Below are 18,545 nucleotides of genomic sequence, written 5' to 3'. Positions count from 1 at the left end.
GGGGTATGTGAATGAATCTATTAACGAAAAACGATCATATCATCGAGATGATTTTGTCAATGTTTCGATGGATATTCTTACTTATTGCCGGTAGCTATTACTACTTCTATCTAAATGGTAGTAGCATCGGATTTTTAATTCTTTTTCTTTTTGGATTGGTTTACATGGCGATCTCAGAACTTTCTCTTCGTAAGACCGAAATCAATTCTAGAATCTATTTGTTTATGACAAAAGTAAGTGTCGTTTTTGATTACGCAGCCTTTCTATGGCTTGTTTCCTTGACTGGTGGATCTGGGAGTCCTTTCTTTCCAATCGCGTATCTACTCATTTTACATGTTGCGGTCTACTGGAAATTTAGTGGAGGAATAATCGCATCTTTTCTACTCGGGGCAGGATATACTGCCATCCTTTTATTCAATGGGTATTCTTTTCAGGGACAGCAGTTGATCGATTACATGTTTGATTGTATGTTTCTATTATTTATGGGTGTTCTAGGAGGAATCATTGTATCGCGAGAGCGCACAATGCGATCCAAGAATACGAAACTTGAGGACATTGCGCGCAAGGATTTTCTAACAAATCTTTATAACCATCGCGCTTTCCAGGAAGATCTACATACGTGTTCGAAGAATGATCAGCCACTGATGCTTGTCCTTGCCGATATCGATTTCTTTAAATCTGTTAATGACAGATTCGGGCACTTGGTAGGAGACGATGTTTTAAAGCAGATTGGGATGGTAGTGGAAGAAGAGCTTGAAGATGACGCGAAAGCCTATCGCTATGGTGGTGAAGAGTTTGCTTTTATTCTAAATGCGACAAATAGTGAAGAAGCAAAGGAATGCTTATTGCGTATTCAGTCCGCGATAAGGAAGTTGCGTTTCAAAACCGATGCTGAATACTTCTCTGTTACGATGAGCTATGGAACTGCGCTTTTCCCACTGGAAAGTAGCATTGAGCAGTGCTTGCGCATTGCCGATGAGCGTTTATATGAGGCGAAAAGATTGGGAAGAAACAGAATATGTTGGTATGACCAACAGGTAGAGGAGGGTCACGCACGTTAGCGGGATCCTCCTTTGTTTATGATCGATGTGACGATGTGTTTTGAAGAGTTTTCAAAAAGAGAGAAATAATTAAGAATATGTTTCGAAGGAAAAAGTTCTTTTTGAATGAGAGAAACTGGTTTTCCATCATTGTATTTTTGGAGCACTTCGTCCTGAACAGAACGCAAATAGTTGAGTTTTTCTTCTAAGCGTCTCCGACCGTTTGGAAGAACACCTGCATGGGAGCATAAGACTGTATCGAAATCGTAAGTTAACACCTTTTCAAGAGACGTAATAACGTCGGGAATCGACTCGAAAGCAAAGATGCTTTTGGGATGACTCATCACATAAAGGTCACCTGTAAATAGCCATCCCTGGTCTTTTTCAAACAAAGCAAGGTGATCTGGAGCATGACCAGGTGTGTGAATCAATTCAAATGTGTGGTGCCTCGTTTGGATTTGATGCTCGATTCCTTCAGGTGTGAATGGTTTTCTTGAACCCCAGAAGACGCGCCGATAGAAAGGTAAATGCGGTTTTTGCTCGCAAAGGGTGATGCCTGCCGGGTGAATATAGGTTGGAACATTGTTTAGAACCGTTGCGTTACCTGTATGGTCTTCATGATGATGCGTGAAAATGATTTGATTGTAGCTTTCCTTTGATAAGTAGTCCACAATCTCTTTTTGCAGCCGTTTCGGACCACTATCGATCAAAAGCCCATCAACAAGGTAGAGGTAGACGTTCATTCTAACGCCACCAAGTTTAAATGTGCCTTTAATCGCTTTAATGCTCTCAAATTCTGAAACAGTGAGCACAATTGATCACACCTTCCATTACTCTAGTATTAGTATAGCTAGTTTTCTGTAGAAAAAAAGGGTGATTGCGTGCTTGTGTAGTGGTTTATCGTCCAAAATCAAGATATATTAGCCAAAATTAAATTATATTGGCCAAACCAAAAAAAGAGCCGCCCGATTGGCAGCTCCCTCTCATTTCTTCACTTATTTCGCAATTGCTTCTAATTCAACTTCCATGTTGCCACGAGTCGCTCTTGAATATGGGCATGTTTGGTGTGCAGCTTCCACTAATTCTTCAGCTGTTGCTTGATCAACACCAGGGATGGTTACTTGTAGCTTCGCGCTAAGTCCAAATGCGCCATCCTCTTCTTTCCCAATTGATACGTGAGCTTCGACTGAAGTGTCTTTAATCTTAATACGCTTCATACGCGCAACCATATTTAGTGCGCTATCGAAGCATGCCGCATATCCTGCTGCAAATAGTTGTTCAGGGTTAGTAGCTTCCCCACCCTGACCGCCAAGTTCTTTAGGCATACGAAGATCCATGTTAATCACACCGTCTGATGACTCTACCTTACCTTGACGACCACCGTTTGCTACTGCTTTTGCTGTATATAAAGCTTCCATTTTAAATTCCTCCCATTATTTAAGTTGTGCACAATTTAATTTTACAAAACTAAATGTATAATAGCTCAGTTAGTTTGTCAACGAAACAACTCAAGTTGACATCTTCCTCTAATCAAGATAAATTGATTGTGCACAACTTATTACAAAAGAAGGTGTTAGCAATCGAACACAATGATCAATTAAAATTAGAAAATCAGCTATGTTTTTCTGTTTATGCTTGTTCAAGGGAGATCACGAAAATGTATCGCCCTTATTTAGATAAATTAGGAATTACGTATCCTCAATACCTTGTATTGCTTGTTCTGTGGGAGCAACATGAAACCACGGTTAAAGCACTTGGTGCAGAACTTTATCTCGATTCTGGAACGCTCACACCGTTGCTTAAGCGAATGGAAGAGTCCGGACTTGTTAGAAGAGAACGTTCAAAAGAAGATGAACGAAGAGTGATGGTTCGTTTAACGATTAAAGGGGAAGAGTTAAGGGACGATGCTTCAATAATTCCTGACGCTATGGCGACAAACAGTGGTCTGTCAAAAGAGGAATTTACAAAAGCGTTAACTGGCTTCCAACAGTTGTTGGATCATATTCATTCTGTCAATGATAAAAAATGAAGCATTGACAGATTGAGCTTAACATAAGTATAATTATCTCGAATTCAAGATATTAGAAGCTAAGGGTGAGTGCCATGAGTGAAATCGATCGTGAACTGTCATTAAAACTGTTTATTGTGCTTGCAAGGGCTAGTCGATCTGTAACAGATGAAATTAAAACGGATATCCAGAGCTATGGATTAAATCCCACAGAATTCGCTGTATTAGAGTTGCTGTATCACAAAGGGAGCCAGCCGTTGCAGCAAATTGGGGAGAAAATCCTACTCGCAAGTGGAAGCATCACGTATGTTGTCGACAAACTTGAAGGAAAAGGGTATTTAACACGTAATCCTTGTCCGAATGATCGTAGAATTACACATGCCGTGATTACAGATGATGGGAAAAGCTTAATGGATCGTATTTTCCCTAATCATGAGAAACAGGTTCAATCGATCTTCGCAGGATTGGATGTAAGTGAAAAGGAAACGGCTATAGGCTTGCTGAAGAAACTTGGTCACTACGCAGAGAAGCTTTAAGGGCTTCTTCTCTACCTAATATCTCGAATTAAAGATACTTGAAATGAAGCCAATTGAAATGTTTACTTAACTCTCATACGGGTAAAATCTCGAAGTAGAGATAATTGAGATCGAACTAAATTAGATCAGCCGGCAGTGGCTTTTCTATAGATTACAATTCGAAAAGGAGTGGGATAATGAGTACAAAAATTTTAATTCCATATTACAGTGCATATGGTCACATTTATCAAATGGTACAGGCGGTAGCAGAAGGCGCAAAAGGTGCTGGCGACGTTGAAGTGAAGGTTGTAAAGGTTCCTGAATTTGATGTTGTGAAACAGGCGATGTCCCAACAACCACCTTACGTAGAAGCGCAAGAAGCACAGGATGATGTTCCAGAAGCAACGCTTGATGACCTTCGCTGGGCTGATGGCATTGTTTGGGGAGTTCCGACTCGATATGGCTCAATGCCAGCACAAATGAAGCAGTATCTAGATTCAGCTGGTTCACTCTGGATGAATGGTGAGCTTGAAGGTAAAGCCACTGCCGTTGTTACAAGCACAGGTTCTGTTCACGGGGGTCAAGAAACAACAGCTCTTACAACATTCGTTCCACTCATGCACTTTGGCATGATTTACGTTGGCTTACCTTATGGTGAGAATCCAGAGCAGCTAACAACAGAGGGTATCGGTGGTTCACCATACGGTGCGTCGACGATAGCTGGCACTGACGGTTCACGTTCACCTGTAGAAGCTGAACTAACAATGGCTTCTCGCCTTGGTGCACGTGTCGCCAAAGTTGCCGGTGCATTGAAAACACTATAATTAAAATAAATCCAGCTTCTCTACATCGAGAGGCTGGATTTTTGTATTGGTGTGCTTGTGTCATTTAATGCGGTCACACCGAGTAATCCAAAAAGGGAAAACCCAAATGTGTTCACAAAACCATGAAAGAAGATCATTAAGGGTATACCAAGGATAACCGTCTCATTTACATGCGCAAATCCGTAAATCATCGCTGAGCTCATGGAGAAGAGAAGAGAAACAAACGAAATGGATAAAAGCATTTTCACTGCGTAATCCAATTTCGGGATTAAGTAGACGAGACAAAGGATAGAAAAAACGACGAGCGGCGTGACAAATTCTACAACGGAAGCAAATTCGAGAACAGGCATTGTGTCTCCGAACGTAATTCCTGCTGCGATAAATGGCGGTCCAATCAACACAAGGAACGCAACTAATTTGAACAATGGTTTCAAAGCTGGTGCTGTTTTAACAAGCATCTTGCCAATGAACGCCATTGAAATCGGTGTGATGAACGCCGCATAGTGAAAGTGAATGGATGTTAGCAGCACGATAACATCGCTAAAGTTAAGAATCTCTATTCCTGATCGGTGGAGAATGAGCCAGACACCACCGATGCTGATATACATCAATCCGAGCTGTATTAACACATCGAAAATTGTACTTCTCTTCCATTCTTGTAATAAGCGTGTGAAGCCATATAGGGCAATGAAAATGGTTGTGATCAGCCAGGGGACTGCTAAAAGAACGGCAATAAGTCCCTGGTCAAAAAAGAAGGAGATGCCTGCACAGACTGCAGCAAAGGGCTGAAGTCGTGTTGCGTAACGATAAAAAGCGTTCTTTTGCGGTACAAGGTTCAGCGTTAAAGGAACGAGAACCAGATAAGCGAACAGTAATAACATCATGACATATTGGAGTGTATCAATTGGCGTGGTAACTAGTTTTGCTACCACAAATAGTACCCAAAGAAAAAGACCAGCAAAGCTACTTGTTTTCATCATGATTTCACCTCTCTTTTAGTGTACGATGAAGAGAAGTGAGAGAAAAGGAAATTTTTGAAAGAGAGGCGAATGAAATGGAAATGTCTACAAAGCCTGTACTAGGATTTATCGGTATAGGAGTGATGGGAGAGAGCATGGTACGAAATCTAATCGATGCAGGATACCGAACACTAATCTATACAAGAACGAAACAAAAGGCGGAAACTCTTGTTAACGAGGGAGCTGAGTGGCAGGAGTCTGTGAAGGATCTTTCATCTAAAGCGGATGTGATCATGACAATGGTTGGCTATCCGAAAGATGTAGAAGAAGTGTACATAGGAGAGAACGGATTACTTGAGAATGCTCGTGCTCATTCTATTTTGATTGATATGACCACTTCAAGCCCAGCGCTTGCGGAGGAAATCTATCAGCATGCTTTGTCAAAGCAGCTCTATGCACTTGATGCTCCTGTTTCAGGAGGAGATGTTGGCGCGAGAGAAGGAAAGTTATCGATTATGGTTGGGGGCGAACTAGAAATCTTTGAGCAAGTTAAGCCTATCCTTGAAGTGATGGGACATAACATTGTGCTGCAAGGTCCTGCAGGTGCAGGTCAGCACACAAAGATGTGTAACCAGATTGCGATTGCAAGCAACATGATTGGTGTGTGTGAAGCAATCGTCTACGCAGAAAAAGCTGGATTAAACCCTTCTACTGTTCTAGAGAGCATTGAATCAGGAGCAGCAGGTAGCTGGTCATTAAGTAACCTTGCACCAAGAATGATTTCAAATCGCCTTGAGCCAGGTTTCTATGTGAAGCATTTTATTAAAGATATGACGATTGCCCTGGAATCTGCAAAACAAATGGGCATGCTCACACCAGGACTTGAGCTTTCAAAGCAATTGTATGAAGACCTCGCTGAACGAGGGGAAGAGGGTAGCGGTACACAAGCATTAGTAAAGTTATTTCGTGAGAATTAAATGCAAATAAAGAGACCCGCAGCAGTTGCTGTGGGTCTCTTTGTTCTACGTAAAAAGGGAAGTTTCCTCTTGTTGCCGAATAAACTGGTAAAGCGTTTATTTCTCTTCTTTTTGACGCTTTTCGATTTCTTCCGTTACAACAAAAGCGAGGTCGTCATTTCCGAATAGAGACAGTACTCCGATAACCGTTTGGTCAGGAATGTGCTCTGATTCCTCTTTAGGAACAACAAGCTCGATGCTTTGCTTGAGTGAAGAATTGTTAATTTGATCAGGGTATGCTTTTTCATAAAGCGTTTCTGGATTAAGATCGTTGTTCACGCACCACTGAGCAAAGACAAGAATCATCATGTTTTCATCACGTTTATAGTTTTCAATTACTTGTTCTTGAATCTCTTTTTGGTCCATAATGGCCCTCCGTTTCACTATTCTATCGTTAGTGTACTCGCCGGATGAAAGTGTGGCAAGTATCCATGTTATAAAGGATGAATTTTCTTAGGAAGACAAATCGGTTCATCAGCGATATTTCATACAATCGAACTTCATGGGGGAAACGAGATGAGAAAAAGAGAGATTCGAAGTTGGATGATGTACGATTTTGCCAACTCTGCGTTTGCGACGACAATGATGGCAGCCGTCCTACCTGTCTTTTATTACGATGTAGCTGCAAAGAATATAGATCGTAGCCTTGCAACGTCTTATTGGGGCTATTCTCAGTCGCTTGCGGTTCTAATCGTTGCTCTTCTTGCACCAGTTCTCGGGGCAATAGCCGATTACTCAAATTCTAAGAAGCAATTTCTGCGGTTCTTTGCGTATATGGGAATGGTCGCCAGTATTTTAATGGCATTTGTAGGTGAGGGCGGCTATCTTCTAGCATCAATTCTATTAATCTTCGGTACGATTGGCTTTTCTGGAAGTAATGTTTTCTACGACGCTTTTTTACCTGAGATTGCAAAAGGCGAAGAGATCGACCGGATTTCAGCAAGAGGATACGCGTTTGGGTATATAGGTGGAGGAGTCTTGCTTCTTATTAACCTGCTTATGATTATGAATCCATCGTGGTTTCTTCTCCCGAACGCCCTTGTTGCAACACAGCTCTCTTTTGCAAGTGTTGGTGTCTGGTGGTTTATTTTCTCACTTCCGCTGTTCAAACATGTTAAAGAGGAGCCGCACAGCCAGCCATCATTAAGCGGTTCGTATATGTCAATTGGCTTTAAACGCTTGCGGATGACATTTAAAGAATTGAATCACTATAAACAGCTATTAATCTTTCTAATTGCCTTCTGGTTATTTAATGATGGCATATCTACTATCATCAAAATGGCAACCATTTACGGTCGGGATATCGGCATTGGAGCGAATGATTTAATTGCTGCATTACTGATTACGCAATTTGTTGGCATCCCTTTTGCCTTTTTCTTCGGTTACCTTGCAAAGAAAATTAGTGCAAAACGAGCACTCATGATTGCGCTTTGGATCTATGTTGGAATCGTACTACTTGGCTACTTTATGACAACAGCTACCCATTTCTATCTTCTTGCGATGATGGTGGGATTTGTTCAGGGTGGTGCACAGGCGTTAAGTCGCTCAATCTTCGGCAGTATGGTACCTGAACATCGTCACGCTGAATTTTACGGTTTCTTTGGCATATCAGCTAAATTCTCAGCGATCTTTGGACCGTTCCTATTTGCTTTTGTTGGGCAGCTCACAGGATCAAGTCGCTTCGGTATCGTCTCGCTTGTCGTCTTCTTCCTAGCAGGCATCTATTTACTTAACAAAGTGAATATCGATAAAGGAAAAGAACAGGCCAAGATTGTAATGGTGAATGAGGGTGTTGATGTGTGATGGTGGTTCAGGTGGGGTTTCGCGGATATAATCTCAAATTCGCGGATATATTTTGTTTATCGCGGATAAAACAGGATTTTCGCGGATATATCGAAAATATCGCGGATAAAACATGTAATCGTTACATGAGAAATGCTCAGAGTCTACTCTGAGCATTTTTTGTTTCCGCTTACACAATTGGGTCAAAATGCTTCAACTCCAACGATAGGCTACAGTCTTTCCCCGTATCATACGAACGGTCACCAATTTGGTTTTTTAATTCAGTGATGCAATTTTCTTCATTATGCCAGTAGTCAAGAATAAGTGGAAGTATACTCGTTGCTTCTTCTTCCGCTTGTTCGAGCAGCTCTTCAAAAGTTGCGGTAGACTCTTCTTGTTTAACGGCTGGATGAATCCATGTTGTTCCTTCGCGATTTAAATAATCTTCATCCCCAATCTGTTTTCGGTAAGAAAAGGAGGAAACTTGTTTCTTTAAGATTTGATTTTTCCAGCCGAGCGGGTCGAATAGTATTTTAAGCGCAAGAAGCATATCTCGATACGAATGATTAATGTAATCATCGGGCATGCGATCAGCCGTTTCGGGATAATGCGTTTGAATTAGCTCATAAAGCATGACTTCGATCGGTGTGTAGAGAGACTTTCCGATGTGAATTTCTTGATAAACAGGTGTTTTCCACGTTTCGATATCTTTGTATTCTTTCATCAAAATGGTATCGATAATGATTTCTAACTGCTGGTGGCGATTGCCTTCGAGTCCTGAGCGGTAATGGATGTAAGGATGTGCATTTCGGTCTAGAATGTGATGGGTAACGAATCCTAGTATATAGGCACGAAGCTTTGAATCATTATGCTTTCCGTATTCAATCATGTCCATTAGAAATGGACCACAATTAATCTGGTGGAGCACTGAACCTGTTTCCTGTACAGGTTTCTTCTTTTTCCAGGGCCAGAAATTATGGTAGAAAAAGGGATCAGGACCCTGTGCACCGAGTCGAAAGAAAGGAAGGTCTTCTTTGATCGTATTCCATATGCCGGCCTCCATAGCAGCTTCTTCTCCGAATAATATATGTGTCCAGACATTTGGCATCGATATATCCCCCCTCTATAGATGTGTTACTCTATTATACCTGACAAGAACCTGTCTTCTTGCCACATTTATTATTTCTTTCCCTTAATATCTGAGAAACAAGCATGAAAAAAGCCCGGCATCAGCCGGACTTTGTCCTATTTACTTAGAAAGACGTTCTCAATATCGTCTAGCATCTTATTTGCAGAAATAACGCCACCAGAAGTGTTCCAAATCGCATCGCTTACTTCGTGAACATTGTCTTCTTTAACAACTTCAAGGTTGTTCCAGAGAGGATCGTTTGTCCATTCTTTTGCAGTGGAATTGGCATCTCCATCTCCTGCGTCATAAGTGAAGTAAAAGAGTACGTCACCATCCATTTCAGGAATGCGCTCTTTCGTTACTTCCTTAGCAAAGTCATTTTTTTGCTGCGATTCAGGGCGGTCGAAGCCTAGTTGCTCGAGAATAACACCTGAGAATGAGTCTTTGTAATAGATTCTCGTTTGTCCTGCAAGGAAACGAACAACGGATACTTCTTTATCAAGCTGATCACCAAGCTCCTCACTCATGGAGTCGATGCGGTCATTATAAGCGCTCATCACTTCGTCGCCTTTATCTTCCATGTTCATCGCTTTTGCATAGAACGTAAAGTTTTCCTGCCAATCGCCTTTCAATGTTTCTGAGTAAACGGTTGGGGCAATCGCGCTAAGTTGATCATAGATGTCTTCCTGACGAAGTTTATTTCCGATAATTAAGTCAGGCTTGAGTCCCGCAACAGCCTCAAGATTTACTTCACTTTCTGTTCCTACGACTTCTACACCTTCCATTTGATCTGAAATGTGGTCATACCAGGGATCACCAAGCCATGATTGAACAGCACCAACAGGTGTAACATCCATTGCAAGAAGGGCTTCTGTTCCTTCATTCGTTAGAATAACAACTTTTTCGGGATTTTCAGGAACTTCTGTTTCGCCCATCGCGTGACTAACAGTGCGAGTTGCTTGTTCTTCTTGATCTCCTGACTTACCGTCGCTTGCATTATTCCCGTTTGTTCCACATGCAGCAAGAATCATAACCATGGCAAGAGTAAGGATCATCCAACCTTTTTTATGCATTGTAGTAGCCTCCTATGTAAAGTGATAATCATTTTCATTTACGCTGTAATGATACTCAATTGTCACAAAAGAGTCAATACGTAATTGAGATTGATTCTCAAAATCATTGACACGGTTTCGTTCTTTTTTTACACTTAAAGTGGATGATAAAGAAAGGGATTAAACCTTTATGACTCATAAATTACAAACAATAAACAGTAAATGGATAGGAATTGCGATTGGTGTTCTCATTGTGATTGCCCTTATGGCTTCAAGTGTTGTTTATGGTCTTACAAGTATATCCTGGTCAACAGCACTTCAAGCATTTACGCAGTTTGACGGAAGCAATGAACATATTATTATTATTGAGAATCGTGTTCCTCGTGCTTTAATTGGTGCAGCCGTTGGGGCAAGCCTCGCTGTAGCGGGAGCATTGATGCAGGCAATCACACGTAATCCGCTCGCTTCCCCTTCTATTCTTGGTGTTAACGCAGGTGCAAGCTTTGCGATTGTTGTAGCTGTGACGTTCTTCTCTGTCACATCGCTCGCAGCATTCAGCTGGCTCGCCTTTCTCGGAGCAGCACTTGCATCCGTGATTGTTTCCGTACTTGGGGCACTGGGAAGAGAAGGACTTACACCAATGAAGCTGACGCTTGCGGGGGCTGCTATTGCAGCGATGTTCTCTTCATTAACGCAAGGGATGCTCGTATTAAACGAGAAAGCCCTAGAGGATGTGCTGTTCTGGCTTGCGGGTTCTATTGAAGGTCGTAGCTTAGCCATGCTTGGAGCTGTCATTCCATATATCGTAATTGGATTAGTTGGTGCCGTTTTCATTAGTAAAAAAATTAATACGCTTGTCATGGGTGAAGATGTCGCTAAAGGGCTTGGCCAGCGGACGCTCCTTGTGAAGGCAGGTGCTGCGCTATTGATTGTTCTGCTTGCGGGAGGCTCTGTTGCGGTTGCAGGACCGATTGCATTAGTTGGGATTGTGGTTCCGCATCTTGCGCGCTTTTTAACAGGCACTGATTATCGTTGGATTATTCCTTACAGTGCTATACTAGGCGCAATTCTCTTACTATCGGCCGACATTGCAGCGCGCTACGTGATTATGCCGCTTGAAGCACCTGTTGGTGTTCTAACGGCTGTGATCGGCACACCATTTTTCATTTACATTGCTCGAAGGGAGTTTAAGCAGCTATGACGAAATACACTTCCTTTCGAATAAAAGCATTTTCATTTCTAATTGATCGACGTGCTGTCTGGATAATTGCTTCCTTAATAGGTGCAGTTATTGTAACAGCATTGCTTAGCATAGGCATTGGTGAGATTTTTATGACACCTGATGCTGTCGTAAAAGCACTGTTCGGATATGGGACAGATATGAATGAGCTTGTTGTGAAGCAGTTCCGCTTTCCAAGGATTGCGATGGCGGTTCTTGCTGGTGCAGCTTTAGCAGTTTCAGGAGCGATTTTGCAGGGGATGATTCGTAACCCACTCGCTTCCCCTGATATTTTAGGGATTACCTGGGGTGGGGCGCTTGCTACGATTGGATTTCTAACGGTGTTTAGTGACAAAACGAATGCGCTAACTGTAAGTATTCAATGGCAACCGCTTGCTTCTTTTATCGGAGCAGTTCTAGCAGGTTTTCTCGTCTTTGTTTTATCTTGGAAAAACGGCATTTCACCAATCCGTCTTGTGCTAATTGGGATCGGTCTTACAGCTGTTCTACAAGCTTTAACGACGTTACTGATGATTGTTGGACCAATCTATAGAGCCTCAGATGCGAATATATGGATTACAGGTAGCGTGCATGGGACAAACGGACAGGATGTACTCACACTGCTTCCATGGGTGGCGATTCTTCTCATTCTTCTCATGGTGTATTCCAGAAGGGTGAATCTTCAAGAGCTAGGTGATGATGTGGCAAAAGGGGCAGGAGCTATGCTTCTACGAGATAGAATCGTTTTGCTCTTCATTAGCACAGGACTCGCAGGAGGCGCAGTCGCTTTTGCGGGAGGCGTTGGCTTTGTAGGGCTAATGGCTCCGCACATTGCGCGGAAGCTGGTAGGTTCCTCGTTTGGTGTGCTCGTCCCTGTGTCTGCGTTAGTTGGAAGCATGCTTGTTATGATCGCAGATTTAATTGGACGCACGTTATTTTCTCCGCTTGAAGTGCCTGCTGGAGTGTTCACAGCAGCAATTGGGGCGCCGTATTTTATTTATCTATTGTATCGATCAAGAAACAAATAATGAGGAGGTGGGCGAAGTGTACGCTTTACAAACGGAAGATCTAACGCTTGGATACGGTGAGCATACCGTTATTGATGAGCTCAATTTACTTATTCCTAAAGGTGAAATGAGTGTGTTAATTGGTGGAAATGGATGTGGCAAGTCGACGCTGTTACGAAGCCTAGCGCGCCTCCTAAAGCCCCATTCTGGAGGAATTGTTCTTGATGGAGAAGCGATATCGAACAAACCAACGAAAGAAATTGCTCGTAAAATGGCTATTCTTCCGCAGTCACCCGTGGCTCCTGAAGGACTAACTGTTCTGCAACTTGTTAAGCAAGGACGGTATCCGTATCAAACGTGGTTAAGTCAGTGGTCAGAGGCAGACGAACAAGCCGTACAAAAGGCGTTACGAGCAACACACATGGAAGAATTTGCAGAGCGGAATGTGGATTCGCTTTCCGGTGGACAGCGTCAACGAGCGTGGATTGCGCTAACACTCGCTCAAGATACAGACATTATTCTACTTGATGAACCAACGACGTATCTAGATCTAGCTCACCAGGTAGAAGTACTTGATTTGCTTTTTGAATTGAATAAAGAAGACAATCGAACGATTCTGATGGTGCTGCATGATCTTAACCTTGCGTGCCGATACGCTGACCATATTATTGCAGTCAAAGATAAAGGGATTTATGACCAGGGGAAGCCAGAAGATATTGTGAATGAAGAGCTTGTGCAGCAAGTATTTGGACTTCGAAGTGACATTATCGAAGATCCGCTATTCGGCACACCACTCTGTGTTCCGCATGGGAAGGGGAGGAAGGTTCATGGCCGCAACACCACAAAAGTTTAGCATAGAAGAGAAGAAACGACTTGAGAAGCTTCGTCTTCACATTGGAATTGATGCAAGTAGTTACCCAAATGTAGAGCAACTTCTTGATGAGGAGAAGTTGACGGCGATACTCGAACGCCTTGTGGGTGACGGACATTTCCCTAATCCTATTGTCGCTGGATCACAGTTTATGAAGCGTTATGGTTTAATGACGCTCGTTTCCAGTCTATATGCGTTTACAATGTGGAATAAGCCGATTGTGGCAGCTCCAGAGCAACTTGCCTATCAACTGGATACAGATGCCGAGTCTTGGAGTATGAATCTTGTTATCCGTGATGAATGGAGAAGGAATGGGAAGGATCGAATCGATGCTAGAGCTGTGCTAGCGAACGAGCTGATTAATGAGAACCTTGCACCTATTATTGAAACAATGGTGAAAGCGACGAAACTATCCGCTACGATTCTCTGGGAAAACGCAGCGATCTATTTATTCTGGCTCTATGAAACACTTATTCCGGGTGAAGGGGATTCCGAGCAAAAACGTAGGGGAGAAGAGGACTTTCATTATTTCCTTCGTGAGTTCAACTGCACAAGCTTCACGTGCGGAGCTAACCCCTTCCTACCTTATTATTCTGAGAAAACAGAACGAGAGGAAGGATCTCTGCGCATCCGAAAAACGTGCTGTTTGAAAGATCAAATCTCCGCTGAAAGCCCGTGCTGTAAAACATGCCCAAAAGCCCGCTAGGCGGGACCGCGGGTGACAGGCACCACCCGGTTTAGCTCGATTGGTGTCGAATGAAAAAGCGTACCCTAAAGGGCACGCTTTTTAAGTTTGTTCGCTGGTTTTCGTCTGTAACTTCGAATGAACAGATATAGCCCTGCTAAGATGATGCCTCCTCCAATCCACTGCATCTTATGGAGTGTCTCTCCAAGAATGAAATAGGCAAGGAGACTTGCTCCGATTGGCTCAAAAAGGATGCTCATCGAAATAACGTTCACGCTTACCCATTTCACCGCCCAGTTTAGGAGCGAATGGCCTAAGAGAGTAGGGAAGAGTGCCAGTAGGATGAAATACATCCAGTCAGAAGCAGGGTATGAAACAAAAGGATAGTGCAAGATCAGATTATAGAGAACGAGCGTCACAGCCGCAATCCCATAGACAATGAATGTGTATGGAATGAGATCTAGCCTCTTTCGGATATTCTGACCGAATAAGAGATAGCCGGTTACCATGGCACAAGCTGTTAGAGCAAGTAGGTCGCCTAATAGTGCAATCCCATTTAATTGAAAATCGCCCCAGCTAATTACAATTGATCCAGCAACAGCCGTTACCCCTCCTGCAATCGCGGGAAGGGTGAGTTTTTCTTTGAAGAAGAGAAACGTACCGACAAATGCAAAAAGCGGCTGTAGTGTAACAAGAACAACTGAACTTGCGACAGAAGTGTAATTCAGTGACTCGAACCAGAGAATGAAGTGAAAAGCGAGGCTCACGCCTGCTAGACTTCCATATCCCCAGTCTGTTCCTTTAATAGCTTTAAATGAATTTCTATACTTGATAAAAACAATTGGTAGCATAATCAAAATCGCGATCAGAAGACGATACATCGCAATGATCGAAGCAGGTGCAGAAGCTAGCTTCACGAAAACGGCTGATGTTGATACGAAAAGAACAGCGATGATAATAGCTACGTATGGTTTCGTGTTTTGTTCTGTAGACAACTCTTATTCATTCCTCCATTGTGACTCGTTAAACCAATTCAGCCTCAGCTTGTTCCTTGGCATTATCGTGTGCTGTACAGCGGTTATAGCCACCAACCCGTTTCTCAAGCTGCTCACCGAATTGGAAGAGCGCTTCCTCATTGCCGACGCGACTGACAAGCTGAACACCGATCGGTAGCCCCTCTTTACTTGTTCCAACAGGAACGACAAGGGAGGGAAGTCCCCATACATTGGCATACGCTACGTTTGGCATGTAATGCAGAAACGTTTTCCGTATCGAAAAAAGCTCTTGATAGAGTTGACCGTGAACTGGAGCTGGCGAATGGTAAACAGGCATAATTAATATACGATCGTCTAAATAGTCTTCTAGAATATCATCACCACGCTTTAGGGCAGCGTGGATCTGGTTGATTTGCTTTTGCGTTGGTTTAAAAAGTCGCGCTCCAATTAATGCCCATGAAAGATAAGGGTGGACATCAGAGTTGCGGAAGAACTTTTCTTTCATGTATTCCCCGAATGGACTCGCTTTGTCATGGTCCAACATCAGCTTTGCCATATCGGCTCCACCATCAATGGACATCATTTGCTGCCACATCAAGGCAGCCTCATTAAAGAACGGCGGGTTTGCTTGTTCTTCAGCGAGTTCTCCATCAAACGTATCTCTTATACTCGTAATCAGTTGATACGTCTCACGGTTAATCGGAAAACGGTGGTGTGGAAGGGGATAGACGATCTTAAAATCTGAAAGGGTACGATCAGGTGGCGGTTCATTCGCAATAATCTCGTTGATTAGCCGTGCATCCTGAACAGACTTACTTATAGCTCCAATGCCAAGCATGCGCTCCTGCTCTGGTTTATCGACATATGGAAAATTCCCTTCCTGCGATACCTGACGTTCTCCTGATTTAAATCCGACTACGCCATTAAAATGTGCAGGAAAGCGTATCGACCCACCAATATCAGCCCCAATCCCAACAGCGGCACCACCTGCTGCGATCAGCGAGCCCTCTCCGCCACTTGACCCTCCGGCTGTTCTCGTAATATCCCACGGATTATTCGTTCTCCCGTAATGTTTATTATCTGTTTCCTGACAGAAGCAAAGCGCAGGGGTATTCGTTTTGCCGAGTATAATCGCTCCTTCTGCTCGAAGACGTCTGATTACTTCTGCATCTTTTTTCTCACGCGAGCCTGCTCGGTAGCTAAGCCCCCCTGTTGTGGTCATATTCTCAACATGAAAACACTCTTTTACACTGATTGGAACACCAAACAAACGACCTCTAGCTTCTTCCGTTGTAAGTGTATAATCAGCTCTTCTTGCTTCTTCTAAAGCAGCTTCAAAGCGATTCTCAACAAGACAGTTTAGGACAGGGTTGATCGTGTTAAGGTGCTCAATATACGTTTTTACAGCATGGTACGATGAAATTTCTCGATTGGAAATTTTCTTCGACAGGGACAGGGCATCCATTTCTACTAGTGTCATGCTATCCCTCCATATTTTGTCGGCCTACCCTCCGACATTGGTTAGTTAATCTATTCGGCTTTTAGCATCAGAATCCTTTATAAGGAGAAAGAGAAAAGGCACTTCGCGATCAACGAAATGCCTCATTTCCTCACAGGACAACCGAAGATTCTGAAGGAAGCGGGCCGTAGAACACTTCACGCTCATCTGTTTTCGGATGATAGTAAACAAGTAAAATATTTTTTTGATCAGGTTCTTCCTGACTGCTGGGAAGGAGATCAATGACGGTATGTTTATAAAGATCACGTTCTGATAGATTTAACGCTTGATAAGCTTCTCCAAGTACGAGTGGATTTTCATTAACGAACTTTAACAAAGCAATTTCTTCTTCTTTGCCGAGACGATCGCTCCACCAAACAGTACGAGGTTTCTTTTTCGATTTAGAAAGATAATCAATTTTCATCAGCGTGGTAACGTGCTCTAAGTGTTCAGGCGCATATATGCTAATAAAAGCAGCAAGGCGACGGAAAAGATCTTCAAGTTGATGACCGATCCGTGACCAGCCTTTCCCTTCCCAGTAACTTCCGAACTCCTGGAAGAAGTCAAATGGAGATGCAAAGACAGTGGTTACTAAATATTCGATCGTTGTATCCATTCGATGATCGTTCCAGTATTTCTCGAGCACATCTTCTACCTGTTTAATGCGAATCACGTCATCAAACGATAGGACGTTGTTTCCGAGAATTTCATATGGGGCGTTATCCATATATAGATAGCCGTGTTTCTCAGCGCTTAAGCGGACACCCGTACCACGAAGCATTTTAAGAAATCCAAGCTGTAGCTCTTCTGGTCGGAAAGAGAAGACATCGTTAAATGTTTTACGGAACGAATTGTAATCTTCCTCAGGCAGACCTGCAATTAAATCAAGATGCTGGTCAATCTTTCCGCCTTCTTTCACCATTGTGACAGTACGTGCAAGCTTCTCGAAGTTCTGCTTTCGCATCACAAGCTCGTTCGTTTCATCATTAGTTGATTGAATTCCAATCTCAAATCGGAATAGTCCTGGTGGTGCTTCGCGATTTAGAAACTCAAGCACTTCAGGACGCATGATGTCAGCTGTAATTTCAAATTGGAAAACACAGCCTGGGCGATGCTCGTCAATTAAGAACTGAAACATATCAATCGCATAGTTTCTTCGAATGTTAAACGTTCGATCGACGAATTTAATTGTTTTGGCACCATTGTCCATTAGGTAGCGAAGTTCTTCCTTCATGCGTTCGGCAGGAAAATACCTGACGCCGACTTCAATAGAAGAAAGACAGAATTGACATGAATAAGGACAGCCACGACTTGTTTCAACATAAGTGACACGACGACCAAGGTCAGCGAGATCCTCTTCAAATCGGAATGGAGAAGGAATTTCACTCAAACTAAGCTTTGGTGCAGGTGAATTAATATGGTTGGTTCCGTCTTTACGGTAGGCAATTCCTTTAACGTGTTCGGCATCCCCTGATTCAATTGATTGAAGAAGGTTCTTGAACGTCTCCTCGCCTTCACCCATCACAATATAATCCGCTTGTGGAATACGGTCGAGCCACTCATACACATCATATGAAACTTCTGGTCCACCGAGTACAATCGTTAACGATGGGTTTACTTTCTTCAGCATTTCAATAACCGGAATCGTCTCTTCAATGTTCCAAATGTAGCAGCTAAATCCAATTACATCTGCTTTCATGCTATGAAGGTCACTTACAATATTCATAATCGGATCTTTAATCGTATATTCTGCCATCTTGACGTCATACTCTGGGGCAGCGGAAGCTTTTAAGTAACGCAACGCGAGACATGTATGAATAAACTTCGCATTTAACGTACTAACAACAATCTTCATTCTTTTCCAACTCCTGCATCGTTAATTTCTTCATTATATCACCTTCAGGAAAAATTAATCAGTTACAGAATGGGGAACTTACAGTCTGAT

General features: G+C 42.8%; 19 protein-coding genes. 10 read left to right on the top strand and 9 right to left on the bottom strand.

All coding sequences use genetic code 11. The features are described from left to right. Positions 1-11 precede the first annotated feature (11 nt). The gene (locus JI666_RS08415; protein WP_206890709.1) at positions 12-1,061 is read left to right on the top strand and encodes a GGDEF domain-containing protein; all 1,050 of its coding nucleotides are present in this window, start codon (positions 12-14) and stop codon (positions 1,059-1,061) included. Here JI666_RS08415 and JI666_RS08410 read toward each other — a convergent pair. Next, positions 1,058-1,852 carry an MBL fold metallo-hydrolase gene (locus tag JI666_RS08410; protein WP_206890708.1) on the bottom strand — a complete coding sequence of 265 codons (795 nt, stop codon included), beginning with the start codon at positions 1,850-1,852 and terminating at the stop codon, positions 1,058-1,060. The genes JI666_RS08415 and JI666_RS08410 overlap by 4 nt on opposite strands. 183 nt (positions 1,853-2,035) lie before the next feature. Beyond that, positions 2,036-2,458, bottom strand: a complete 423-nt coding sequence (locus tag JI666_RS08405; RefSeq protein ID WP_048311227.1) for an organic hydroperoxide resistance protein — start codon at positions 2,456-2,458, stop codon at positions 2,036-2,038. A gap of 239 nt (positions 2,459-2,697) precedes the next feature. On the opposite strand from JI666_RS08405, the gene JI666_RS08400 reads away from it, so the two are divergent. The 3 genes from JI666_RS08400 to wrbA all read left to right on the top strand — a co-directional run bounded on the left by JI666_RS08400 (position 2,698) and on the right by wrbA (position 4,387). Next, the gene (locus tag JI666_RS08400; RefSeq protein WP_349769314.1) at positions 2,698-3,069 is read left to right on the top strand and encodes a MarR family winged helix-turn-helix transcriptional regulator; all 372 of its coding nucleotides are present in this window, start codon (positions 2,698-2,700) and stop codon (positions 3,067-3,069) included. Between the two features lie 74 nt (positions 3,070-3,143). Continuing rightward, complete coding sequence (locus tag JI666_RS08395; RefSeq protein WP_206890700.1) at positions 3,144-3,584, top strand: MarR family winged helix-turn-helix transcriptional regulator; 441 nt, start codon at positions 3,144-3,146, stop codon at positions 3,582-3,584. Positions 3,585-3,760: 176 nt separating this feature from the next. Further along, positions 3,761-4,387, top strand: coding sequence for an NAD(P)H:quinone oxidoreductase (gene wrbA, locus JI666_RS08390; RefSeq protein WP_206890699.1), 627 nt, complete (start codon positions 3,761-3,763; stop codon positions 4,385-4,387). A 20-nt stretch (positions 4,388-4,407) separates the two neighbouring features. Here wrbA and JI666_RS08385 read toward each other — a convergent pair whose 3' ends face one another. Next, positions 4,408-5,367, bottom strand: a complete 960-nt coding sequence (locus JI666_RS08385) for a YndJ family protein (RefSeq protein WP_206890698.1) — start codon at positions 5,365-5,367, stop codon at positions 4,408-4,410. Positions 5,368-5,402: 35 nt separating this feature from the next. On the opposite strand from JI666_RS08385, the gene JI666_RS08380 reads away from it, so the two are divergent. Continuing rightward, complete coding sequence (locus JI666_RS08380) at positions 5,403-6,323, top strand: NAD(P)-dependent oxidoreductase (RefSeq protein WP_349769313.1); 921 nt, start codon at positions 5,403-5,405, stop codon at positions 6,321-6,323. 96 nt (positions 6,324-6,419) lie between these two features. Here JI666_RS08380 and yxiS read toward each other — a convergent pair whose 3' ends face one another. Beyond that, positions 6,420-6,728 carry a protein YxiS gene (yxiS, locus tag JI666_RS08375; RefSeq protein WP_206890695.1) on the bottom strand — a complete coding sequence of 103 codons (309 nt, stop codon included), beginning with the start codon at positions 6,726-6,728 and terminating at the stop codon, positions 6,420-6,422. Positions 6,729-6,878: 150 nt separating this feature from the next. On the opposite strand from yxiS, the gene JI666_RS08370 reads away from it, so the two are divergent. Next, on the top strand, positions 6,879-8,165 hold the full coding sequence (locus tag JI666_RS08370) for an MFS transporter (protein WP_206890693.1): 1,287 nt from the start codon (positions 6,879-6,881) through the stop codon (positions 8,163-8,165). A 169-nt stretch (positions 8,166-8,334) separates the two neighbouring features. Here JI666_RS08370 and JI666_RS08365 read toward each other — a convergent pair whose 3' ends face one another. Together JI666_RS08365 and JI666_RS08360 are read right to left on the bottom strand one after the other, a co-directional pair. Then, positions 8,335-9,252, bottom strand: a complete 918-nt coding sequence (locus JI666_RS08365) for a zinc dependent phospholipase C family protein (RefSeq protein WP_206890689.1) — start codon at positions 9,250-9,252, stop codon at positions 8,335-8,337. 137 nt (positions 9,253-9,389) lie between these two features. After that, the gene (locus JI666_RS08360) at positions 9,390-10,346 is read right to left on the bottom strand and encodes an ABC transporter substrate-binding protein (protein WP_206890687.1); all 957 of its coding nucleotides are present in this window, start codon (positions 10,344-10,346) and stop codon (positions 9,390-9,392) included. A 169-nt stretch (positions 10,347-10,515) separates the two neighbouring features. On the opposite strand from JI666_RS08360, the gene JI666_RS08355 reads away from it, so the two are divergent. From JI666_RS08355 to JI666_RS08340, 4 genes are read left to right on the top strand one after another with little or no spacing between them, the layout of a single operon-like run. Next, on the top strand, positions 10,516-11,526 hold the full coding sequence (locus tag JI666_RS08355) for a FecCD family ABC transporter permease (RefSeq protein ID WP_206890685.1): 1,011 nt from the start codon (positions 10,516-10,518) through the stop codon (positions 11,524-11,526). After that, the gene (locus JI666_RS08350) at positions 11,523-12,572 is read left to right on the top strand and encodes a FecCD family ABC transporter permease (protein ID WP_206890683.1); all 1,050 of its coding nucleotides are present in this window, start codon (positions 11,523-11,525) and stop codon (positions 12,570-12,572) included. The genes JI666_RS08355 and JI666_RS08350 overlap by 4 nt, the downstream gene beginning before the upstream one ends. A gap of 16 nt (positions 12,573-12,588) precedes the next feature. Continuing rightward, the gene (locus JI666_RS08345; RefSeq protein WP_206890681.1) at positions 12,589-13,404 is read left to right on the top strand and encodes an ABC transporter ATP-binding protein; all 816 of its coding nucleotides are present in this window, start codon (positions 12,589-12,591) and stop codon (positions 13,402-13,404) included. Next, positions 13,379-14,128, top strand: a complete 750-nt coding sequence (locus tag JI666_RS08340; protein ID WP_206890678.1) for an IucA/IucC family C-terminal-domain containing protein — start codon at positions 13,379-13,381, stop codon at positions 14,126-14,128. The genes JI666_RS08345 and JI666_RS08340 overlap by 26 nt, the downstream gene beginning before the upstream one ends. Positions 14,129-14,193: 65 nt before the next feature. Here JI666_RS08340 and JI666_RS08335 read toward each other — a convergent pair whose 3' ends face one another. The 3 genes from JI666_RS08335 to JI666_RS08325 all read right to left on the bottom strand — a co-directional run bounded on the left by JI666_RS08335 (position 14,194) and on the right by JI666_RS08325 (position 18,455). Next, complete coding sequence (locus tag JI666_RS08335) at positions 14,194-15,102, bottom strand: DMT family transporter (RefSeq protein WP_206890677.1); 909 nt, start codon at positions 15,100-15,102, stop codon at positions 14,194-14,196. 28 nt (positions 15,103-15,130) lie between these two features. Further along, complete coding sequence (locus tag JI666_RS08330) at positions 15,131-16,582, bottom strand: amidase (protein WP_286170667.1); 1,452 nt, start codon at positions 16,580-16,582, stop codon at positions 15,131-15,133. Between the two features lie 130 nt (positions 16,583-16,712). Next, a complete protein-coding gene (locus JI666_RS08325) occupies positions 16,713-18,455 on the bottom strand; it encodes a B12-binding domain-containing radical SAM protein (RefSeq protein ID WP_206890675.1) in 1,743 nt (580 codons plus the stop codon). Positions 18,456-18,545 lie beyond the last annotated feature (90 nt).

The organism is Bacillus sp. NTK071, from assembly GCF_017303315.1.
In the GTDB taxonomy this organism is placed as follows: Bacteria; Bacillota; Bacilli; order Bacillales; family Guptibacillaceae; genus Guptibacillus.
This window is presented reverse-complemented; position numbering and strand designations above follow the sequence as displayed.